The organism is Rhizobium lentis (assembly GCF_017352135.1).
Taxonomy (GTDB): domain Bacteria; phylum Pseudomonadota; class Alphaproteobacteria; order Rhizobiales; family Rhizobiaceae; genus Rhizobium; species Rhizobium lentis.
Genome location: NZ_CP071456.1, coordinates 100,329 through 119,987, shown reverse-complemented (window position 1 = coordinate 119,987; position 19,659 = coordinate 100,329). Strand labels below are relative to the sequence as shown.

The 19,659-nt window shown below is 62.4% G+C and carries 19 protein-coding genes; 7 read left to right on the top strand and 12 right to left on the bottom strand.

From position 1 onward, the window contains the following. Nucleotides 1–8: 8 nt before the first annotated feature. The 9 genes from J0663_RS26885 to J0663_RS26845 form a co-directional block, all read right to left on the bottom strand. Entirely contained in the window at nucleotides 9–1,142 is a 1,134-nt protein-coding gene (locus J0663_RS26885; protein ID WP_207245838.1) for an aminomethyl transferase family protein, read from the bottom strand. 91 nt (nucleotides 1,143–1,233) lie between these two features. After that, on the bottom strand, nucleotides 1,234–2,133 hold the full coding sequence (folD, locus tag J0663_RS26880) for a bifunctional methylenetetrahydrofolate dehydrogenase/methenyltetrahydrofolate cyclohydrolase FolD (protein ID WP_207245837.1): 900 nt from the start codon (nucleotides 2,131–2,133) through the stop codon (nucleotides 1,234–1,236). Nucleotides 2,134–2,136: 3 nt separating this feature from the next. After that, nucleotides 2,137–3,021, bottom strand: coding sequence for a formyltetrahydrofolate deformylase (gene purU / locus J0663_RS26875; RefSeq protein WP_207245836.1), 885 nt, complete (start codon nucleotides 3,019–3,021; stop codon nucleotides 2,137–2,139). Between the two features lie 88 nt (nucleotides 3,022–3,109). Then, a complete protein-coding gene (glnT, locus tag J0663_RS26870; RefSeq protein ID WP_207245835.1) occupies nucleotides 3,110–4,417 on the bottom strand; it encodes a type III glutamate--ammonia ligase in 1,308 nt (435 codons plus the stop codon). 79 nt (nucleotides 4,418–4,496) lie between these two features. Beyond that, the gene (locus tag J0663_RS26865; protein ID WP_207245834.1) at nucleotides 4,497–5,825 is read right to left on the bottom strand and encodes an FMN-binding glutamate synthase family protein; all 1,329 of its coding nucleotides are present in this window, start codon (nucleotides 5,823–5,825) and stop codon (nucleotides 4,497–4,499) included. 14 nt (nucleotides 5,826–5,839) lie between these two features. After that, nucleotides 5,840–6,526 carry a GltB/FmdC/FwdC-like GXGXG domain-containing protein gene (locus tag J0663_RS26860; protein WP_085781209.1) on the bottom strand — a complete coding sequence of 229 codons (687 nt, stop codon included), beginning with the start codon at nucleotides 6,524–6,526 and terminating at the stop codon, nucleotides 5,840–5,842. Nucleotides 6,527–6,582: 56 nt separating this feature from the next. Then, nucleotides 6,583–7,488, bottom strand: a complete 906-nt coding sequence (locus J0663_RS26855; RefSeq protein WP_207245833.1) for a class II glutamine amidotransferase — start codon at nucleotides 7,486–7,488, stop codon at nucleotides 6,583–6,585. Nucleotides 7,489–7,577: 89 nt separating this feature from the next. Next, the gene (locus J0663_RS26850) at nucleotides 7,578–8,261 is read right to left on the bottom strand and encodes a helix-turn-helix domain-containing protein (protein ID WP_207245832.1); all 684 of its coding nucleotides are present in this window, start codon (nucleotides 8,259–8,261) and stop codon (nucleotides 7,578–7,580) included. An 81-nt stretch (nucleotides 8,262–8,342) separates the two neighbouring features. After that, nucleotides 8,343–9,314: a GlxA family transcriptional regulator gene (locus J0663_RS26845; RefSeq protein WP_207245831.1), complete on the bottom strand. Its 972-nt coding sequence runs from the start codon at nucleotides 9,312–9,314 to the stop codon at nucleotides 8,343–8,345. 87 nt (nucleotides 9,315–9,401) lie between these two features. Here J0663_RS26845 and J0663_RS26840 point away from each other — a divergent pair, with 87 nt between their 5' ends. Genes J0663_RS26840 through J0663_RS26825 form a run of 4 tightly spaced genes read left to right on the top strand, consistent with a single transcriptional unit; the run spans nucleotide 9,402 to nucleotide 14,435 of the window. Then, entirely contained in the window at nucleotides 9,402–10,652 is a 1,251-nt protein-coding gene (locus J0663_RS26840; protein ID WP_207245830.1) for a sarcosine oxidase subunit beta family protein, read from the top strand. 12 nt (nucleotides 10,653–10,664) lie between these two features. Continuing rightward, a complete protein-coding gene (locus J0663_RS26835) occupies nucleotides 10,665–10,946 on the top strand; it encodes a sarcosine oxidase subunit delta (RefSeq protein ID WP_207245829.1) in 282 nt (93 codons plus the stop codon). Further along, a complete protein-coding gene (locus tag J0663_RS26830; protein ID WP_207245828.1) occupies nucleotides 10,943–13,897 on the top strand; it encodes a sarcosine oxidase subunit alpha family protein in 2,955 nt (984 codons plus the stop codon). The genes J0663_RS26835 and J0663_RS26830 overlap by 4 nt, the downstream gene beginning before the upstream one ends. Then, the gene (locus J0663_RS26825) at nucleotides 13,890–14,435 is read left to right on the top strand and encodes a sarcosine oxidase subunit gamma family protein (RefSeq protein WP_207245827.1); all 546 of its coding nucleotides are present in this window, start codon (nucleotides 13,890–13,892) and stop codon (nucleotides 14,433–14,435) included. The genes J0663_RS26830 and J0663_RS26825 overlap by 8 nt, the downstream gene beginning before the upstream one ends. A 125-nt stretch (nucleotides 14,436–14,560) precedes the next feature. On the opposite strand, the gene J0663_RS26820 is transcribed toward J0663_RS26825, so the two are convergent. Continuing rightward, nucleotides 14,561–15,832, bottom strand: a complete 1,272-nt coding sequence (locus J0663_RS26820; RefSeq protein ID WP_207245826.1) for an L-fuconate dehydratase — start codon at nucleotides 15,830–15,832, stop codon at nucleotides 14,561–14,563. Nucleotides 15,833–15,898: 66 nt separating this feature from the next. Continuing rightward, the gene (locus tag J0663_RS26815; protein ID WP_207245825.1) at nucleotides 15,899–16,633 is read right to left on the bottom strand and encodes an SDR family oxidoreductase; all 735 of its coding nucleotides are present in this window, start codon (nucleotides 16,631–16,633) and stop codon (nucleotides 15,899–15,901) included. A 302-nt stretch (nucleotides 16,634–16,935) separates the two neighbouring features. Between J0663_RS26815 and J0663_RS26810 the strand changes: the two genes are divergently transcribed. From J0663_RS26810 to J0663_RS26800, 3 genes are all read left to right on the top strand, one after another. Continuing rightward, nucleotides 16,936–17,721 carry an IclR family transcriptional regulator gene (locus J0663_RS26810; protein WP_207245824.1) on the top strand — a complete coding sequence of 262 codons (786 nt, stop codon included), beginning with the start codon at nucleotides 16,936–16,938 and terminating at the stop codon, nucleotides 17,719–17,721. 75 nt (nucleotides 17,722–17,796) lie between these two features. Beyond that, entirely contained in the window at nucleotides 17,797–18,633 is an 837-nt protein-coding gene (locus J0663_RS26805) for an amidohydrolase family protein (protein WP_207245823.1), read from the top strand. Nucleotides 18,634–18,905: 272 nt separating this feature from the next. Next, nucleotides 18,906–19,310, top strand: a complete 405-nt coding sequence (locus J0663_RS26800; RefSeq protein WP_207245822.1) for a helix-turn-helix domain-containing protein — start codon at nucleotides 18,906–18,908, stop codon at nucleotides 19,308–19,310. Nucleotides 19,311–19,351: 41 nt separating this feature from the next. Here J0663_RS26800 and J0663_RS26795 read toward each other — a convergent pair whose 3' ends face one another. Then, a complete protein-coding gene (locus J0663_RS26795) occupies nucleotides 19,352–19,618 on the bottom strand; it encodes a hypothetical protein (protein ID WP_138331511.1) in 267 nt (88 codons plus the stop codon). Nucleotides 19,619–19,659 lie beyond the last annotated feature (41 nt).

Here is a 19,659-nt window from a genome sequence, read left to right as displayed (position 1 = left end):
CGTGCTCCTTAACCTACGGCAGTCCTCTTCTTCTTCTCCGGATCGTCGAAGGGGAGCGTGTGGGCGGTGGCGCCTGCCCTGACGGTCTTGCCGCGGACTTCGAGGTTCGTCCCGTGCACCGCTTTGTCAACGTCGAGGCGGGCGATCGCCATGGATTTCTTCGTCAGCGACGAATAGCTCGGGCAGGTGATGACGCCGACCTTTTTGCCGTCGGCAAAGACCTCGTCGCCGAGGTCAGCCGGTCCGTCGGCATCGATCAGCATGCCGAAGATCTTGAAGCGCTCCTTGCCCTTGAGACGAGCGTGTTCCTCGGCGCCGCGGAAGCCCGTCTTGCCGGGGCTGACGGTGAAGTCAAGGCCGAGTTCCCAGAGACTGTCGCCGGGCGGCTGGTCGGCGAAGGGATACATTTGTGAATTGTCGTAGGGGTAGAACAGCAGGTAGCTTTCAACGCGCAGCATGTCGAGGACCGAGAAGCAGCAGGGGATGATGCCCATCTCCTTGCCTTCCCAGACGATCCTGTCCCAGACCATGACGGCGTCCTGGCCGCGTACGAAGATCTCGTAGCCGCGTTCGCCGGTATAGCCGGTGCGCGAAATCATCACGGGTGCGCCGAACAGCGTCGTCTGCATGTGGTGGAAATATTTGAGGTCGCGGATGCCGGGCACATATTTGGCGAGGTAGTCGACCGCAAGCGGACCCTGAAGCGACAGGTCATGCAGGTCGTCGTCGAAGAGCACCGCGCAATTGCGGCCCGCCGCCTGCTTGACGACTTCCTCGTGGCCGGAGCCGGAGCCATGCACCAGCATCCAGGAATTCGGGCCGGTGCGATAGACGATGCAATCGTCGGTGAAGTGGCCGCGGTCGTTCAGCATGGTCGCGTAAACCGAGCGGCCGGGATAGATCTTCGTCAGGTCGCGGGTGGTGATGTAGTCGAGGACGGCGATGGCGTGCGGGCCGACCAGATGCACCTTCTTCAGTCCCGAGACATCCATGATGCCGGCCTTGGTGCGGACCGCGACATGTTCTTCCGACATGTCCTTCTCGTAGGTCCAGGCGGTTCCCATACCGCTCCAGTCTTCGAGCTTCGATCCCAGAGCGCGATGCCGATCCGCCAAGGCGGAGAAACGCCATGATAGAGCCATTTCCGTTCCCTCTTATTTCCTCTACGGAATATTTGTTTCCTGACTATATAAATCTTTCGCGCCATGGCAAGCCCGCCAGGCGGCATTCCACTCAAAACTTCGGCGGCACCTGTCCGGCAGCCCGATGAGCGGCGATGACGGTGTTGGCCATCAGCATGGCGATGGTCATCGGGCCGACGCCGCCGGGAACCGGGGTGATGGTGCTGGCGACTTCTGAGACTTCAGCGAAGGCAACGTCGCCGACGAGCCGGGTCTTGCCCTCGCCCTTCTCAGGAGCCGGCACGCGATTGATGCCGACGTCGATCACGGTCGCGCCCGGCTTGACCCAATCGGCCTTGACCATTTCCGGCCGCCCGACGGCGGCGACCAGAATATCGGCATTGCGGCAGACCTCGGCGAGGTTCTTCGTCCTCGAATGGGCGATCGTCACCGTCGCATTGGCGTTGAGCAGCAATTGCGCCATCGGCTTGCCGAACAGGTTGGAGCGGCCGATGACGACGGCGTTGAGGCCGGACAGATCCTCGCCATGGGTGCGGCGGACGAAGACCATGGCGCCGGCCGGCGTGCAGGAGACGAGCCCGGTCTTCAGATCGCCGGTGGCAAGCTTGCCGGCATTGACGACGCTCAGGCCGTCGACATCCTTTTCCGGCAGGATCGACTGGATGATCGGTTCGCTGTCGAGCGGCTTCGGCAAGGGCAATTGCACCAGGATGCCGTGGATCGACGGGTCGGCATTCAGCGTGGCAACGAGGGCCGCCAGCTCCTCCTGCTTCGTCTCGGCCGGCAGCGTGTGCTGAACGGACTTGAAGCCGCATTCCTTGGCCATGCGGCTCTTCGAACCGACATAGGCGTGGCTTGCCGGATCGTCGCCGACGATGATGACCGCAAGGCCTATGGTGACGCCGCTCATCTTTTCCAGCGCCGCCGCCGTGCTCTTCACCGTCTGAATGACCGATGCAGCAACAAGGTTGCCGTCGATGACCTCGACCATCTCTCAGCCCATGCGTTCGGAGGCGTAGCTTCCGGGGCTGGCCGGGAAGACGACGGTGCGGTTGCCGTTGATGAAGGTGCGGTGATGGATATGGGCGTGGATGGCGCGCGCCAGCACCTGGCTTTCGACGTCGCGGCCGATCGAGACATAGTCGTCGGGTGACTGCGCATGGGTGATGCGCGCGGTGTCCTGCTCGATGATCGGGCCTTCGTCGAGGTCGGCGGTCACGTAATGGGCGGTCGCGCCGATCAGCTTGACGCCTCGGCTGTAGGCCTGCTTGTAGGGGTTGGCACCCTTGAAGCTCGGCAGGAAGGAGTGGTGAATATTGATGATCCTGCCCGACATCTGCTTGCAGAGCTGGTCGGAGAGGACCTGCATGTAGCGGGCGAGCACGATCAGCTCGGTGCCGGTCTGCTCGACGAGATCGACGAGCTGGGCTTCGGCCTGCGGCTTGTTCTCCTTGGTCACCTTGATGTGATGGAAGGGGATGTCATGATTGACGACCACCTTCTGGTAATCGAAATGGTTGGAGACGACGCCGACAATGTCGATCGGCAGGGCGCCGATCTTCCAGCGGTAGAGCAGGTCGTTGAGACAATGGCCGAAGCGCGACACCATCAGCAGCACCTTCATGCGGCTCTCACTATCGTGGAATTCGTAATCCATCTCGAAGGGCGCGGCGACGGCAGCGAAATCAGCGCTGATCGCCGAGCCGGACAGACCCTCCTCGGAAATGAAGCTGACGCGCATGAAGAACCTGCCGGTATCGAGATCGTCGAACTGGCTGGAGTCGATGATGTTGCAGCCCTTCTCCGCCAGATAGCTCGAAATCGCCGCAACGATGCCGCGCGTCGACTTGCAGGATACGGTTAGTATGAAGCTCTTCATGCTGTCTCTTCCTTCGCCCTTTCAGGTACAAGAGTCCGGTCATGCCGAGCTGTCCAACCCGGCATGGCGAAGACGTCGGTCCGGCTGCTCAGATGTCGAGCGTGCTGTCGCGTTCCCACTGGGTGAAATGCGAGCAGTAGGCATTCCATTCCAGGTGCTTGAGCTTGAGATAGGCAGAGGAAAACTCAGCCCCGATTGCCGCCTTCAAGCCTTCGTCGGCATCAAAGGCGCGCAGCGCATCGAGCAGGTTGAGCGGTAGGCGCGGCGCGTCCTTCACCAGGTGGCCCTCGGCATACATATCGATATCGTAGTGCTGGCCGGGGTCGGCCTGGCTGCGGATGCCGTCGAGGCCGGCCGCGATGATGATCGCCTGTAGGAGGTATGGATTGACCGCGCCGTCCGGCAGGCGCAGCTCGAAGCGCCCCGGTCCCGGCACGCGCACCATGTGAGTGCGGTTGTTGCCCGTCCATGTCACTGTGTTCGGCGACCATGTCGCGCCCGAGGTCGTGCGCGGCGCGTTGATGCGCTTGTAGGAATTGACCGTCGGATTGGTGATCGCGGCCAGCGCGGAGGCATGCTTCATGATGCCGCCGAGGAAGGTTTTCCCCTGGGCCGAGAGCCCAAAGGCCATTTCCTTGTCCGCAAAGGCGTTTACCCTGCCATCGACGTCCCAGACCGAGATGTGCGCATGGCACCCGTTGCCGGTCAGGCCCTTGAAGGGCTTCGGCATGAAGGTGGCGCGAAGGCCGTGCTTTTCGGCGACCGACTTGACCATGAACTTGAAGAAGGAATGCTTGTCGGCGGTCTGCAGGACATCGTCATATTCCCAGTTCATCTCGAACTGGCCGTTCGCATCCTCGTGGTCGTTCTGATAGGGCTTCCAGCCGAGTTCCAGCATATAGTCGCAGATCTCGGCGATGACATCGTACCGACGCATCACGGCCTGCTGGTCGTAGCAAGGCTTCTCGGCGGTATCGAACTGGTCTGAAATCACCGAACCATCAGCAGAGATGAGAAAGAACTCGGGCTCCACGCCGGTCTTCACCCGCAGCCCTTCCTTCGCAGCTTCAGCCACCAGTCTTCTCAGCACGACACGCGGCGCCTGTTCGACAGGCCGTTCGTCCATGACGCAGTCGGCGGCGACCCATGCGACGTCTTTCTTCCAGGGCAATTGGATGACGGAGGAAGCATCGGGAACCGCAAACAGGTCCGGATGGGCCGGCGTCAGATCGAGCCAGGTTGCAAAGCCCGCAAAACCGGCGCCATCCTTCTGCATGTCGGCGATGGATTCCGCGGGGACCAGCTTGGCGCGTTGGCCGCCGAACAGGTCGGTATAGCTGATCATGAAATATTTGATGCCTTTGTCTCTCGCAAAAGCAGCAAGGTCCAGTGTCATTCTCGTTCCCCTTTGGATTTCTTCGAGACACTTTGGTTATGGATATGAGACGGCCGGGATATTGCCCGGCCGGTAGAAATCAGAAGCCTCCCTTGCCGGGGATCCAGTTGGTGCCGGCGAGCGGCACCTGCGCCATGGCCGATGCCTCGATTGTCAGTGCGACAAGGTCTTCCGGTTCGAGATTGTGCAGGTGGTTCTTACCGCAGGCGCGTGCAATCGTCTGAGCTTCGAGCGTCATGACCTTGAGGTAGTTGGCGAGGCGGCGGCCGGCCGCAACCGGGTCGAGGCGTTTTGCCAGCTCCGGGTCCTGTGTGGTGATGCCCGCCGGATCCTTGCCTTCATGCCAATCGTCATAGGCGCCGGCCGTCGTGCCTAGCTTCTGATATTCCTCTTCCCAGCGCGGATCGTTGTCGCCGATGGCGACGAGCGCCGCCGTTCCGATCGCGACCGCGTCGGCGCCGAGCGCCAGCGCCTTCGCCACGTCGGCGCCCGAGCGGATACCGCCCGAGATGATCAGCTGCACCTTTCGGTGCATGCCGAGATCCTGCAGCGCCTGGACGGCCGGACGAATGCAGGCGAGCGTCGGCATGCCGACATTCTCGATGAAGACGTCCTGGGTCGCCGCCGTGCCGCCCTGCATGCCGTCGAGCACCACTACGTCGGCGCCAGCCTTCACGGCAAGAGCGGTGTCGTAGTATGGACGCGCTCCGCCGACTTTGACGAAGATCGGCTTTTCCCAGTCAGTGATCTCGCGCAGCTCCATGATCTTGATTTCCAGATCATCGGGGCCTGTCCAGTCGGGATGGCGGCAGGCCGAGCGCTGGTCGATGCCCTTCGGCAGGTTGCGCATATTGGCGACGCGGTCGGAAATCTTCTGGCCGAGCAGCATGCCGCCGCCGCCGGGCTTGGCGCCCTGACCGACGACGACTTCGATCGCGTCGGCGCGGCGCAGGTCCTTCGGGTTCATGCCATAGCGCGACGGCAGATATTGATAGACCAGAGTCTGCGAATGCCCGCGTTCCTCATCCGTCATGCCGCCATCGCCTGTCGTGGTCGACGTGCCCGCGATCGTCGCACCCCGGCCGAGCGCTTCCTTGGCGTTGCCGGAAAGCGCACCGAAACTCATGCCGGCGATGGTAATCGGCGTCTTGAGCGTGATCGGCTTCTTGGCGAAGCGGGAGCCGAGCACCACCGTCGTATCGCACTTCTCGCGGTAGCCTTCGAGCGGATAGCGTGAGATCGAGGCGCCGAGGAACAGCAGATCGTCGAAATGCGGAACCTTGCGCTTGGTGCCGGCGCCGCGGATGTCATAGATGCCGGTGGCGGCCGCGCGGCGGATTTCGGCGAGCGTATAGTCGTCGAAAGTCGCGGACTTGCGTGGCGGGGTATAGGGGTTGTGATAGCTCATGAGTGTCCCTCGCCTCAGTACGCATCTGCGTTGTCGATGTTGAAATTGTAGAGCTTGCGGGCGGAGCCGTAGCGCTTGAACTCTTCGGGTCTGACGTCCGTCACGCCTGCCTTGCCGAGCAGTTCGGCCAGCTTCTCCAGATGCTCCGGCCGCATCTCTTTCTCGATGCAGTCGGAGCCGAGGCTCTTCACCTCGCCGCGGACGAACAGCTTGGCTTCGTAGAGCGAATCCCCAAGCGCATCGCCGGCGTCGCCAAGGACGACGAGATGCCCGGACTGGCCCATGAAGGCCGACATGTGGCCGATGCTGCCGTGGACGACGATGTCGATGCCCTTCATCGAAATGCCGCAGCGCGAAGCGGCATTGCCCTTGATGACGAGCAGGCCGCCGCGGCCGGTGGCCCCGGCATATTGGCTGGCGTCGCCCTCGATGACGACGGTGCCCGACATCATGTTTTCGGCAACACCCGGACCGGCCGAGCCATGAACCGTCACCTTGCCGCCGTCATTCATGCCGGCGCAGTAATAGCCGACAGATCCCCTGACAGCGACCGTCACCGGGCTGTCGATCCCGACGGCGACGGCATGGCTGCCGCGCGGGTTGATGACCTCGAATTCAGTGTCGTTGGCGCCTTTGGAAAGAGCGTGCAGCGCGCTGTTCAATTCGCGAAGAGGCGTGTTGGAAAGATCGAATGTCGGCATTGAATCCTCGTTGGTCCGGGAGACGGTCCGCGCCGCCTCTTGGCTTTTAGCGCGCCTCAGGCCGCCTTGTCGTGATCCCAGAAGTAGACCGTTGCCGGCTCCGGCTCCCAGACGCGGGCGTTCTCAATGCCGGGAAGATTGACCAGCGCGCGGTATTCCGAACCGAAGGCGACATATTGCTCCGTCTCGGCCATGACGGCGGGCTTGCAGGCGATCGGGTCGCGCACCACGCCGAAGCCGGATTTGGTGCCGACGACAAAGGTGAAGAAGCCGTCGAGGTCGTCGAGCGCGCCGGTCAGCGCCTGGCCGAGATCCTTGCCCTTGGCCATTTCGGCCGTCAGATAGGCGGCGGCGACTTCGGAATCGTTCTGCGTTTCGAAAGTCATGCCCTCGCGAACCAACTCGCGCCGCAGGTTGTTATGGTTGGACAGCGAGCCATTGTGCACGAGGCACTGGTCGGCGCCGGTCGAGAATGGATGGGCGCCGAGGGTGGTGACGGCGGATTCCGTCGCCATGCGGGTATGGCCGATGCCGTGGGTCCCGCTCATCGCGCGGACGCCAAACCGCGCCACAACATCTTTTGGGAGACCGATTTCCTTGTAGATTTCGACGCTCTCACCCGAGCCCATAAGGCGGACTGCCGGGCGAATCCGTTCGAGCGCCTCGCGCACTGCTCCAAGCTTGGAGGCATCAAGCTCAATGACCGCGTGCGTGCTCTTGATCCACACATGCGCCTTGATGCCGGCTTCCTCGAGGTCAGCGGCCAGGCTGTCGAAGTCCGCGCCTGGATTGCTGGACTGGATAGTGATTTTCGCCTTGCCCTCTGCGGAGCCGCCATAAATCGCTATACCGGCCGAGTCCGGCCCGCGATCCGTCATGGTGATCAGCATATCCGAGAGCAGGTTTCCCAGCTGAGGCTCAAGGCTCTTGTCCTTGAGGAACAATCCAACAATGCCGCACATAGGCTGTGCCTCCTTTCATGTTGAGAAAGGACTAGCAGGTCTATGTAAGGACTTCAACTGGTAGGAATAAACTTTTCTTCTAAGGCAAGTCAGCTTCGCGAATTCTGCTGGGGATAGCTGATGATGGAGAGGTACCTGCTCGGCAGTTTTACCAGTTCCTCCGGCCCATGCGGCGCATCGGCGTCGAAGAACAGGCTGTCGCCCGGCTGCATCTGGAAAAGCTGGTCGCCGTGGCGGTAGATGACCTCGCCTTCGAGCATGTAGAGAAACTCCATGCCCTCATGCTGAAAGGTAGGGAAAACATCGGAATCGGCCGTCAGCGTGATCAGGTAGGGCTCGACGATGACGCCGCTGGTGTTGTTGTCGATATGGCCGAGCAGATTATACTGATGGCCAGCGCGGGTGCCGCGCCGCTCCAGCTCGATGCCCTGCCCCGCTTTTACGAAGACGGCATTGCGCGGCTCCTCGTAGCGGCGAAAAAAAGCTGTCAGCGGAACGCCGAGCGCCCGCGACAGCGATTGCAGCGTCGTCAGCGACGGCGAGATGTTGCCGTTCTCGATCTTCGACAGCATGCCGAGCGAAATGCCGGTGGCGGCCGCGAGATCGGTCACCGTAATGCCGAGTTTCTTGCGGTAGGCGCGCACCTCATGGCCGATCGCCATTTCGAGGTTGTTTTCCTTCGGCTCCCGGACAGCGTGCGGATCCTGCGAAAAAGCAGCGCGTCCGCCATGCGCCGGTTCCGGTTGCTTTTCCGCTTCATGTTTGGATTTCATGGATTTTCCGCTGTCGCCTTGTTTTTTTGTCGGAGGGCAATCCTATCGTGGTAGTGAAATTTCCTCAACCTTGAAGAAAACTCAATCGCGCCGCGCCTCACTCGGAGCCGTGCCGTAGACGGATCGGAACATGCGGGAAAAATGGCTCGGACTGGAAAAACCGGTGGCGACCGCGATTTCCGAGATGGAAAGCGGGCTCTGCCTCAGCAGGCGTTGGGCATGCTGAAGCCTGATCCGGTGATACTGATTGAGAAAGGTCGTGCCGAGATGGGTTGAAAAGAGCCGGTCGAGGTGACGGGGGGTGACACCAGCGATGCGCGCCATGGCGGCGCGACCGAGCGGCATCTCGATCGTCTCCTCCATCCGCTCGAGAACGCTAAGAAGGCCGGGATGATGGACGCCGTAGCGCTCGGCGAGCGACGCGCGCTGCGGCGCGGCGGGCTCGTTGACTTCGGTGTGGAGATACCAGTCGCTGACGCGGCGGGCGAAATCCGGCCCCATGCGCTCGGCGATCAGCACATGCATCATATCGAGCGGCGCAATGCCGCCGCCGCAGGTGATGCGGTTGCCGTCGATCACGAACCGCGCCTGGCGCGGCGTCAGATCCGGGAAGGATTCGAGAAGGGCGGCGGCATGTTCCCAATGGATGGTGAAGTCGCGGCCGCCAAGCAGCCCGGCGGCGGCCATCAGATAGGGACCGCCCGATATGCCGCCGATCCTGACACCTTCGCGCGATAGCTGCCTGATGCAGGCAAGCACGCCCGGATATCGCCAGTCACGCGGCGAGCCGCCGGCGCAGACGAAGGCCGTGCCGAGGCCTGAACCCCTGACGGGAAGAGGTTCGGCCGGCACGCTGACGCCGGAGGACGAAAGCGCCGGCGCACCATCGGGCGAGAAGATCGACAGGCGATAAATCTCGCGGCCGGCCAGAAGATTGGCTGCCCTGAGCGGCTCCGTCGCCGAAGCGTAAGACATCAGCGCGAATCCCGGGATCAGGATGAAGCCGATCTCCTGGACAATTCTGCTGTCGGGTTTAGGTTCAACTGCGGACATGTCTCTTTTCTAATGGTTGACGTCCCAATTGCGCAAGTCGATCGCGACCGTTCTGGCATCATGCGCTCGTTCTTCTCGGATTGATCCATGCGCTATTCGGCTCTTTCGATTTTCCTCAGCGGCCTTCGCGGCAACAAGGGCTGGAAGCCTGCCTGGCGCGACCCCGCGCCGAAGCCGCGTTACGACGTCGTCATCGTCGGCGGCGGCGGTCATGGTCTTGCCACCGCCTATTATCTTGCCAAGGAATTCGGCGTCACCAATGTCGCCGTCCTCGAAAAGGGCTATCTCGGCTCCGGCAATATCGGGAGGAACACGACGATCATTCGCTCCAATTACCTGCTGCCCGGCAACAACCCCTTCTACGAGCTGTCGATGAAGCTCTGGGAGGGATTGGAGCAGGACTTCAACTTCAACGCAATGGTCTCGCAGCGCGGCGTGCTCAACCTCTTTCATTCCGACGCGCAGCGCGACGCCTACACGCGCCGCGGCAACGCCATGCGACTTCATGGCGTCGACGCCGAGCTCCTTGACCGGCAGGCGGTGCGCCGAAAACTGCCCTTCCTCGATTTCGACAATGCCCGTTTCCCGGTCATGGGCGGTCTCTTCCAGCCGCGCGGTGGCACAGTGCGCCACGACGCGGTGGCCTGGGGCTATGCCCGCGGCGCCGACAGCCGCGGCGTCGACATCATCACCCAGTGCGAGGTGACCGGAATCCGCACGGAGAATGGTGAGGTCACCGGCGTGGAGACCAGCAGGGGCTTCATCGGCTGCGGCAAACTGGCGCTTGCGGCGGCCGGCAATTCCACCGTCGTCGCCGATATGGCGGGCCTTCGCCTGCCGATCGAAAGCCATGTGCTGCAGGCCTTTGTCTCCGAAGGGTTGAAACCTTTCATCGACAATGTCGTCACCTTCGGCGCCGGCCATTTCTACGTGTCCCAGTCCGACAAGGGCGGCCTGGTCTTCGGCGGCGATATCGACGGCTACAATTCCTATGCCCAGCGCGGCAATCTGGCGACCGTCGAGCATGTCGCCGAGGCCGGCCTTGCAATGATCCCGTCGCTGTCGCGCGTGCGTTATCTGCGCTCCTGGGGCGGTATCATGGATATGAGCATGGACGGCTCGCCGATCATCGACCGCACCCATATCGACAATCTCTATCTCAACGCCGGCTGGTGTTACGGCGGCTTCAAGGCCACGCCTGCCTCCGGCTTGTGCTACGCCCATCTGATCGCCCGCAACACGCCGCATCAGACGGCCCGCGCCTTCCGGCTCGACCGTTTCGCGCGCGGCTACCAGATCGATGAAAAGGGCGTCGGCGCCCAGCCCAATCTGCACTGAGGACATTTGACCATGGCAAGCCTGATTTCCTGTCCCCATTGCGGCGCGAGGCCGAAGGAGGAATTCTCGATTCGCGGCGATGCTCGGCTTGTCAGACCGGCGCCGGATGCCGGGCAGGACGCCTGGTTCGACTATGTCTATCTGCGCGACAATCCGAGAGGCCGGCATAGCGAATACTGGCACCATTCCTCGGGATGCCGCCGCTGGCTGATCGTCGAACGCGATACCGTCACCCATGCGGTTCACGGGGTTCGGGATGCCGCGTTATACAAGCTCGGTGGGGACCCGGCATGACGAGTTTCCGTCTTTCCTCCGGCGGCCGCATCGACCGTTCCACTTCACTCGGCTTCACCTTCGACGGCCGGGCGTTTGAAGGCTATCCGGGCGACACGCTCGCCTCGGCGCTGCTTGCCAACGGTATCAAGCTCGTCGGGCGCAGCTTTAAGTATCACCGCCCGCGCGGCATTCTAACGGCGGGTGCTGCCGAGCCGAACGCGCTGGTGACGACGGGCAGCGGCGGGCGCACCGAACCGAATACGCGCGCGACGATGATCGAGCTCTATCAGGGACTGGCGGCAAGGAGCCAGAACCGCTGGCCTTCGCTCGGCTTCGACGTTGGCGCGGTCAACGGGCTGCTGTCGCCCTTCCTCAGCGCCGGCTTCTACTACAAGACCTTCATGTGGCCGGCAGCCCTCTGGGAAAAACTCTACGAGCCGGTGATCCGCAAGGCCGCGGGCCTCGGCAAAGCCTCCTATGACGCTGATCCCGATTCCTACGAGAAATGCTGGGCGCATTGCGATCTGCTGGTGATCGGCGCCGGCGCCGCCGGCCTTGCCGCGGCACTCACCGCCGGCCGCGCCGGCGCGCGTGTCATCCTCGCCGACGAGGGTGCCGAACTCGGCGGCAGCCTGCTTTCCGAAAGCGGTGCAGTTGACGGCAAGCCGGCGGACGCTCTTCTCAACGAGCTGCTTACCCAGCTGGAGGAACTGGAGAACGTTCGTCGCCTGCCACGCACGACGGTTTTCGGCTGGTACGACGACAATGTTTTCGGCGCGGTCGAACGCGTGCAGAAGCATGTGGCGACGCCCGATCCGGAACGTCCGGTCGAACGGTTGTGGCGCATCATTGCCCGGCAGGCGATCCTCGCGACGGGGGCCGAAGAACGGCCGCTCGTCTTCGGCGGCAACGATATTCCCGGTGTGATGATGGCGGGCGCCATGCGCAGCTACCTCAACCGGCAGGCGGTCGCGCCAGGCCAAAGCACGGTGATCTTCACCACCAATGATGCCGGTTATCGCACTGCCGCCGACCTCGAAGCTGCCGGCCTTGCCGTCGCCGCGATCGTCGACAGCCGCCCGGATGCAGCCGAAGGCTGGCAAGGCCGGGCCGAGGTGCTGAAGGGCGCCCGCATCATCGATGCCCATGGCGGCAAGCGCCTGCGCGGCGTCAGCGTCAAAACCGAAGAGGGTCTTCGCCGGATCGAAGCCGATGCGCTTGCCATGTCGGGCGGCTGGAGCCCGATCATCCATCTCGCCTGCCATCGCGGCGGCAAGCCGCAATGGTCGGACGAGGCCTCGGCGTTTCTGGCGCCGGCCGCGCAGGACGGTCTTGCCGTTGCCGGGGCGGCCGCCGGCCTTGCGCAAATCGCGGCCTGCCTCGGCGATGGTGCCGCAAAGGCATCAGCCGCACTGCAGGCGATCGGCTTCGCCGCGGAGCCGGCCTTTGCTTCGGCCACCGAGGCGGCTTGGCGTGACAAGCCCCTCTGGTCGGTCAACGGTTCGAAGGGAAAGGCTTTCGTCGATTATCAGAACGACGTGCATCTGAAGGACCTCGGTCTCGCCGTCCGCGAAGGCTACGGCCATGTCGAACTCGCCAAGCGTTACACCACATCGGGCATGGCAACCGACCAGGGCAAGCTTTCCAACATCAACGCCATCGGCATCCTTGCCAAGGCGCGCGGTGTTTCGCCCGCCGAAGTGGGCACGACGACCTTTCGGCCCTTCTATACGCCAGTCTCGTTCGGCGCGTTGACCGGGGCGTCGCGCGGCAAGCATTTCCAACCGGCACGCAAATCGCCGCTGCATGGCTGGGCCGCGAAGAACGGTGCGGTCTTCGTCGAAACCGGCCTCTGGTATCGTTCTTCCTGGTTCCCGCGCGCCGGCGAGACGACATGGCGCGAAAGCGTCGACCGCGAGGTGCTGAATATCAGGAAGAATGCCGGCCTTTGCGACGTCTCGACGCTCGGCAAGATCGAAATCTTCGGCCGCGACGCCGCGACCTTTCTCGACCGCGTCTACTGCAACGGCTTCGCCAAGCTCGCCGTCGGCAAGGCGCGTTACGGCATCATGCTGCGCGAGGACGGCTTCATCTATGACGACGGCACCACCAGCCGTTTCAGCGACGACCATTTCTTCATGACGACGACCACCGCACTTGCCGCCGGCGTACTGAGCCATCTCGAATTCTGTGCCCAGGCGCTCTGGCCGGAGCTCGACGTCTGCTTCGCCTCCTCGACCGACCAATGGGCGCAGATGGCCGTTGCCGGGCCGAAGTCCCGCGCCATCCTGTCGGAGATCGTCGATGAGGATCTGTCGGATGCGGCCTTCCCCTTCATGACCGCCCGCAAGGTTTCGCTGTTCGGCGGCCGGCTCCAAGGCCGGCTTTTCCGCATCTCCTTCTCCGGCGAACTCGCCTACGAGCTGGCAGTGCCGGCCGGTTACGGCGAAGGCGTTGCCGACGCGATCATGGCATCAGGCGAAAAACATGGCATCTGCGCCTACGGCGCCGAAGCGCTCGGCGTCATGCGCATCGAGAAAGGCCACGTCACCCATGCCGAGATCAATGGCACGGTCACACCAGGCGATCTCGGCTTCGGCCGCATGGTTTCATCGACCAAGCCGGATTTCATCGGCAAGGCGATGCTCGCCCGCGACGGCCTGCAGGATCCCGAGCGCCCGCGCCTCGTCGGCGTCATGCCGCTCAATCCGGCGAGCAGCTTCCGCACCGGCTCGCATATCCTGGCCGAGGGCGCTGCGGCGGCGCTCGAAAACGATCAGGGCTACGTCACATCGAGCGCCTTCTCGCCGACGCTCGGCCATACGATTGGCCTGGCGCTCGTGAAGCGCGGGCCGGAGCGCATCGGCGAAAAGGTGACGGTCTGGAACGGCCTTCGCAACGAATTCACCGATGCGGTGCTCTGCCATCCCGTCTTCATCGATCCCGAAAACGAGAAGCTCCATGCCTGATCTTCCGCAACACAAGCCGGTTCTGGCCGAGGCTGCATATACCGGTATTTCAGAGGCAGGCATCCGGCTGGAAGCCCTGCCGGAAGGCCACCTGCTGCATGTGCTTGGCGCGACCGAGCCGTCCGCGCTCGCCGCGGAATTGGCGAAAGTAGGCCTCGCCACAAGTTCGATCCGTCAGGCGGGCTTCCGGCAATGGTTCGTCGCCGGCGGCGAGCCGATTGTCCCCGCAAGTCTCGACGCTCTTGCTGCCGCGCTTGCCGGAAAAGCCTTCGTCACGGACCAGAGCCACGGGCGCGTCCGCATCGGTATCTCAGGCCGATCTTCGCGGGCTTTGCTTTCGAAGGGCACGGCCGTCGATCTCGATCCCGCCGTCTTTGCGGAAGGCAGATCGGTGATGACGATGGTCAGTCACATCTCCGTGCAGATCGTCCGCACCGGGGAGGACAGTTTCGAGCTAACGGTTCTGCGCAGCTTTGCCGAAACCCTCTGGGACGATCTCAGGCATATGGCGGCGAGCGCCGTAAAGGATGAGGCATAAGATGAGCTGCAGCACTGCATGTTTTTTCAGGCGGATGCTGTAGCGCTTCCAACCCGCGTCGGCCGACACGCTAAGTGCGTCGCATCAAATTCGATTCATACAGTTCCGGGCGACATGCTTTATCCTCAAAACGTATAGTTGCTGATCGACGCCGGTTTCATTTCGATCGAAAAGCCCGGCATGGTCGGCGGCATATAGGCGGCATTCTCGATCCGGCAGGGGTCGAGAAAGTGTTCGTGCAGGTGATCGACATATTCGATGACGCGCCCCTGCTTGGTGCCCGACACGGCGATGTAATCGATCATCGACAGGTGCTGCACATATTCGCAGAGACCGACGCCGCCGGCATGCGGCCAGACCGGCAGCCCGAATTTGGCGGCGATCAGCAACACGGAGAGGACCTCGTTCAGCCCGCCCATGCGGCAGGAATCGATCTGGACGATGTCGATCGCGCCTTCGGCGATGAACTGCTTGAACATGATGCGGTTCTGGCACATCTCGCCGGTTGCGACCTTCACCGGGCCTATCGCCTGCCGGATCTTGCGGTGGCCGGCAATGTCGTCGGGACTTGTGGGCTCCTCGATGAAGAAGGGCTTGGCGAAAGAAAGCGCCTTGACCCAGTCGATCGCCTGACCGACGTCCCAGACCTGGTTGGCGTCAATCATCAGGTAGCGATCGGGACCGATCACCTCGCGGGCGATTCGGAGGCGCCGGATATCGTCTTGCAGATCGCGGCCGACCTTCATCTTGATATGGTTGAAGCCGGCGTCGATCGCCTCCTGGCAGAGCCGGCGCAGTTTTTCGTCTTCATAGCCCAGCCAGCCGGCCGAGGTCGTGTAGCAGGCATAGCCTTCCTTCTCGAGGAGGGCGATGCGCTCCACCTTGCCTGCGGCGGCGCGCTCGAGGATCTCGACCGCCTCGTCGCGCGTCAGCACGTCGGTGAGATAACGGTAGTCGACGATATCGGCGATTTCTTCGGGCGACATCTCGGCGACGAGCCGCCAGACGGGTTTGCCGGCCTGTTTGGCGAGCAGATCCCAGATGGCGTTGACGACGGCGCCGGTCGCCAGGTGAATGGCCCCTTTTTCCGGGCCGATCCAGCGCAGCTGGCTGTCGCTCGTCAGATGCCGCCAGAATTTGCCGGGATGGGCGAGAACCTCCGCCAGATCGGCGCCGACGACGAGATGGCGCATCGCTTCGATCGCCATGCAGCAAATGTCATTGCCGCGGCCGATGGTGAAGGTCAGGCCGTGGCCGGCAAGGTCGGGCGCGTCTGTATCGAGAATGACATAGGCGGCCGAATAGTCCGGATCGGGATTCATCGCATCGGACCCATCCAGGCTTTGCGAGGTAGGAAAACGGAGATCGAAGACACGAAGGTCGGTGATGCGGGTCATGTTGTTCCTCCCAATTGCGATAGCCGGGTCGGCCAGGCAGTCTGCCGGCCGCGTCATCGGCTGGCGTCAGATCGTCCAGCCGCCGTCGATGGCGATCGCCTGACCCGACGTGTAGGTGGCGCCGGCGAGATAGACGGCGAGATCGGCTATCTCTTGCGGCGAGCCGAGCCGGCCCATCGGCTGGCGGGCGATGAAGGCGGCGCGCGCCGCATCATAATCGCCCTGGGCGCGCATGCGGTCCTGCAGCGACGGACTTTCGACCGTGCCGGGGCAGATGGCGTTGCAGCGGATGCCGTCGGAGACGTAGTCGGCGGCGACGGATTTGGTGAGCCCGATGACCGCCGCCTTGGTGACACCGTAGGCGAAGCGGTTCGGCACGCCTTTGATGCTGGAGGCGACGGAGGCCATGTTGATGATCGCTCCATCCTTCCGCTCGAGCATGCCGGGCAGCACCGCCCGGATGGTGCGGATCATCGCCTTGACGTTGAGGTCGAAAGCGAATTCGAGATCGGAATCCTGCATCTCGAGGATCGAGCCCGCATGCACGAAGCCGGCGCAGTTGAACAGCACATCGACGGCGCCGATCTCGGCGACGAGCGCCTTGACCGCATTGTCTTCGAGTACATTCAGCTTGTGGGTCGCAACGCCGGTTTCGGCCGCCAGCGTCGCCAGCGCGTCGGTGTTGATATCGGTCGCGTGCACCTTGGCGCCGGCCGCGGCAAAGGCTGCCGCCGTCGCCCGGCCGATGCCCTGGCCGGCGGCGGTAATGAGAACGGTCTTGCCGGAAAGTCTGTTTGTCATGTCACGGGCCTCTTCTGGAGTTGTCTACGCGAGACGATGCGTGCGGTTCATATCTTGCCGAAGGCCGCGCGGTGATGGAATAGGATGGTCCATCAGAGCCTGCCATTTTCCCTCTTTGCGCGTTTCGGCCGGCGGCAAGACATGAGGCCCGGCCTCTCGTTGTTTCCGCCGATCGGCTGTCTTCAATGATAATTCGTCTGTTTATAGACAAACAGACGATTGGCCAAGGGGTCAAGCGTGAAGTTTTCCTTTTCCGGGTGCAGTTCTGCGTATATGCAGAAGAATATTCACAGGAGGAAGGAATGGAGACCGACGAGTCAGACCGCTACCGCGCTCCTGCCCTCGACAAGGGCCTCGATATCCTGGAACTGCTCGCAGGCGTCGACAGCGGCCTCACCCAGGCGGAGATCGCCAAGCGGCTCGACCGCAGCCCCAATGAATTCTATCGCATGCTCGATCGGCTGGTGCGTCGCGGCTACGTCACCCGGCTGGACGGCGACCGCTACTCGCTGACGCTGAAACTTTTCGGGCTTGCGCAACTGCATGCGCCGGTGCGCCGGCTCGCCTCCTACGCCACGCCGCTGATGCGCGACCTCGCCCAGCGCACGCGCCAAGCCAATCATCTCGCTGTCTTCGATCGCGGCGAAGCCGTTGTTATCGCCCAGCAGGAGGCGCCGGACTATTGGGGTTTCTCGATCCGCATCGGCGCCCATATCAGTCTGTTCGACACCGGTTCGGGGCATGTGCTGCTCGCCTTCCGCAGCGGCGAGGAGCGTGAGATGATGATATCGGAACATGTGCGCAACCGCGCAGAGACCGAACTCGGCGCCGAATTCTACGATCGTCTCGATCAGATCCGCGAGCGCGGCTACGAGATGATGGCGAGCGCCCAGACATCGGGCGTCTACAATCTGTCGGCGCCAGTTCTCGGGCCGGATCAGCGTTGCATCGCCGCCCTCACGTGCCCCTTCATCGCCCTTGTCAACGCGCCGTCTGCTCCAGACATCACACAGACGATCATGCTGGTGCAGAAGACCGCCGCCCAGCTTTCGCTGCTGGCCGGCGCCGATGTGGCCAACCCCGCCTGAGTGAGAATTTCTATTTGAACAATTCATTCACCAGGGATAGGTTGTCGGGAACTAATCTGGGGAGGAAGAAAGCGCGTGTTGATCGACACCCACCTGCACATCATCGACCGGTCGGCGCTTTCCTATCCCTGGCTCTCCGGCGTGCCGGCTCTCGATCATGATTTCCTCTATGAGACCTATGCGGCCGAGGCCCGGCGCTGCGGCATCACGACGGTGCTGCATATGGAGGTCGATGTCGATCCTGCCGTCATGCAGGCCGAGACCGATCACGTCGCCAGCATCGCCAGAACGGAAGGCAGCCTGATTGCCGGGGCCATTGTTTCCTGCCGGCCGGAAGAGGAGGGTTTTGCCGCCTATCTTGAGCGGCAGAGGGCCGATCCTTTCGTCAAGGGCTTCCGCCGCGTGCTGCACGTCGTGCCCGATGACGTCTCCGAAGGCGCCCTGTTTCGCGAAAACATCCGACGCCTCGGCGGCAGCGGCCTGACCTTCGATCTCTGCACATTGCCGCATCAGGCCAGGCGCGTCGCCGCTCTCGTCGATCTCGCCCCCGATGTGCAGTTCGTCCTCGACCATTGCGGCGTGCCCGATATCCGTTCCGATGCCTTCCAACCGTGGAAAGCCGGCATTTCGGAGATCGCCCGGCGGCCGAACGTGATCTGCAAGATTTCCGGCGTCGTCGCCTATGCCGAGGCCGAGACATGGACGGCACAGACGCTGACGCCTTATATCGAACACGTCATCGCGAGCTTCGGCTGGGATCGTGTCGTCTGGGGAAGCGACTGGCCGGTCTGCACGCTTGGCGGCGGCCTTTCCACCTGGGTCGCGGCAACCCATGCGGTGCTCTCCGGCAGCAGCGAGGCGGAACGGGCGAAGCTGCTCTTCGCCAATGCCCAGCGCCTCTGGTCATTATAACGTTCGGTTTACGCCGTTCCCGACCGTTTGCCCGGAAATCCGCCTCGGAGGTCTGTGCACCATGCACGGCGACCCATGAAATTGGATGATGTACTCCCCAAAAGTGCTACTTTGGCATGTTTTTTGCTGCTGCTAATATGGAGCGACGCAATGTTTCGGTTTGGGACGACTTACAGCCGGACAATTGCTAGCTTTGTGTATCTCAGTTAAAAGTTGTCAGACACGGATATGGCGAATAACCTCATCTCCGTGTCCTCAGGAGGGAAAACAAAATGAAAGAAGAACCGCACGCAGTGGATGTTCATGTCGGAAAGACGATCCGCATCCAGCGTCTGCTGCGTAAAGTTTCGCAGACGGAATTGGGCGATCGTGTCGGCGTAACGTTCCAGCAGATCCAGAAATACGAAAAAGGCTCCAACCGCGTTTCCGCCAGCATGCTGGTTGAAATCGCTGGAGCGCTGAATGTCGACGTCAGGACGTTCTTCGACGATTTGTCGACCCCTGAGACAGCGAACGACAATCCCGCTCCCAGCGAGGAGTTCGTCATATCGCGCGAGGGCGTCCTTCTGAACGCAGCGTTCTTCTCGATCAAGAACGAATCGCTTCGCAAGAAGATCCTGAAGCTTGTTCAGGCAATCGCCCACACCGAACAAATGGACGGTGAAGCGGCCGAGTAGGCCGGATCTCCTTCACGCGATCCCTGCGCACTGCATGAAGCTCAATGGCGATCGATCAGGATCAGATTCTCGCTGGCGTCCTTCATTGCGATCTTGGCCTTGCTGCCGAGCAGTTTTTCGAGGTTGACGTCAAGCTCCCTGTCGGGATCTATGCCGTCCCAATCGATCACGACCTGCAGCAGCGCCATGTTCGTCAGGTGCGTCAGATTACGCAGCTGAAGCTTTTCAGCCTCGTCCTTGGCTGCCGACAGCAGCCGGAAGATCCTTGCGTATTCGCTGCCTGTACCTTCGTTATGTTGTTCAAACATTGTTCCCGCCCCTTTGGCCGTGGAGGCCTCAGATCCATCAC

Bases quoted from the DNA above. Each gene is read 5' to 3' on its own strand.
- J0663_RS26885 (WP_207245838.1), bottom strand. From the start codon at position 1,142: ATGGCTCTATCATGGCGTTTCTCCGCCTTGGCGGATCGGCATCGCGCT.
- folD (WP_207245837.1), bottom strand. From the start codon at position 2,133: ATGGTCGAGGTCATCGACGGCAACCTTGTTGCTGCATCGGTCATTCAG.
- purU (WP_207245836.1), bottom strand. From the start codon at position 3,021: ATGAAGAGCTTCATACTAACCGTATCCTGCAAGTCGACGCGCGGCATC.
- glnT (WP_207245835.1), bottom strand. From the start codon at position 4,417: ATGACACTGGACCTTGCTGCTTTTGCGAGAGACAAAGGCATCAAATAT.
- J0663_RS26865 (WP_207245834.1), bottom strand. From the start codon at position 5,825: ATGAGCTATCACAACCCCTATACCCCGCCACGCAAGTCCGCGACTTTC.
- J0663_RS26860 (WP_085781209.1), bottom strand. From the start codon at position 6,526: ATGCCGACATTCGATCTTTCCAACACGCCTCTTCGCGAATTGAACAGC.
- J0663_RS26855 (WP_207245833.1), bottom strand. From the start codon at position 7,488: ATGTGCGGCATTGTTGGATTGTTCCTCAAGGACAAGAGCCTTGAGCCT.
- J0663_RS26850 (WP_207245832.1), bottom strand. From the start codon at position 8,261: ATGAAATCCAAACATGAAGCGGAAAAGCAACCGGAACCGGCGCATGGC.
- J0663_RS26845 (WP_207245831.1), bottom strand. From the start codon at position 9,314: ATGTCCGCAGTTGAACCTAAACCCGACAGCAGAATTGTCCAGGAGATC.
- J0663_RS26840 (WP_207245830.1), top strand. From the start codon at position 9,402: ATGCGCTATTCGGCTCTTTCGATTTTCCTCAGCGGCCTTCGCGGCAAC.
- J0663_RS26835 (WP_207245829.1), top strand. From the start codon at position 10,665: ATGGCAAGCCTGATTTCCTGTCCCCATTGCGGCGCGAGGCCGAAGGAG.
- J0663_RS26830 (WP_207245828.1), top strand. From the start codon at position 10,943: ATGACGAGTTTCCGTCTTTCCTCCGGCGGCCGCATCGACCGTTCCACT.
- J0663_RS26825 (WP_207245827.1), top strand. From the start codon at position 13,890: ATGCCTGATCTTCCGCAACACAAGCCGGTTCTGGCCGAGGCTGCATAT.
- J0663_RS26820 (WP_207245826.1), bottom strand. From the start codon at position 15,832: ATGACCCGCATCACCGACCTTCGTGTCTTCGATCTCCGTTTTCCTACC.
- J0663_RS26815 (WP_207245825.1), bottom strand. From the start codon at position 16,633: ATGACAAACAGACTTTCCGGCAAGACCGTTCTCATTACCGCCGCCGGC.
- J0663_RS26810 (WP_207245824.1), top strand. From the start codon at position 16,936: ATGGAGACCGACGAGTCAGACCGCTACCGCGCTCCTGCCCTCGACAAG.
- J0663_RS26800 (WP_207245822.1), top strand. From the start codon at position 18,906: ATGAAAGAAGAACCGCACGCAGTGGATGTTCATGTCGGAAAGACGATC.
- J0663_RS26795 (WP_138331511.1), bottom strand. From the start codon at position 19,618: ATGTTTGAACAACATAACGAAGGTACAGGCAGCGAATACGCAAGGATC.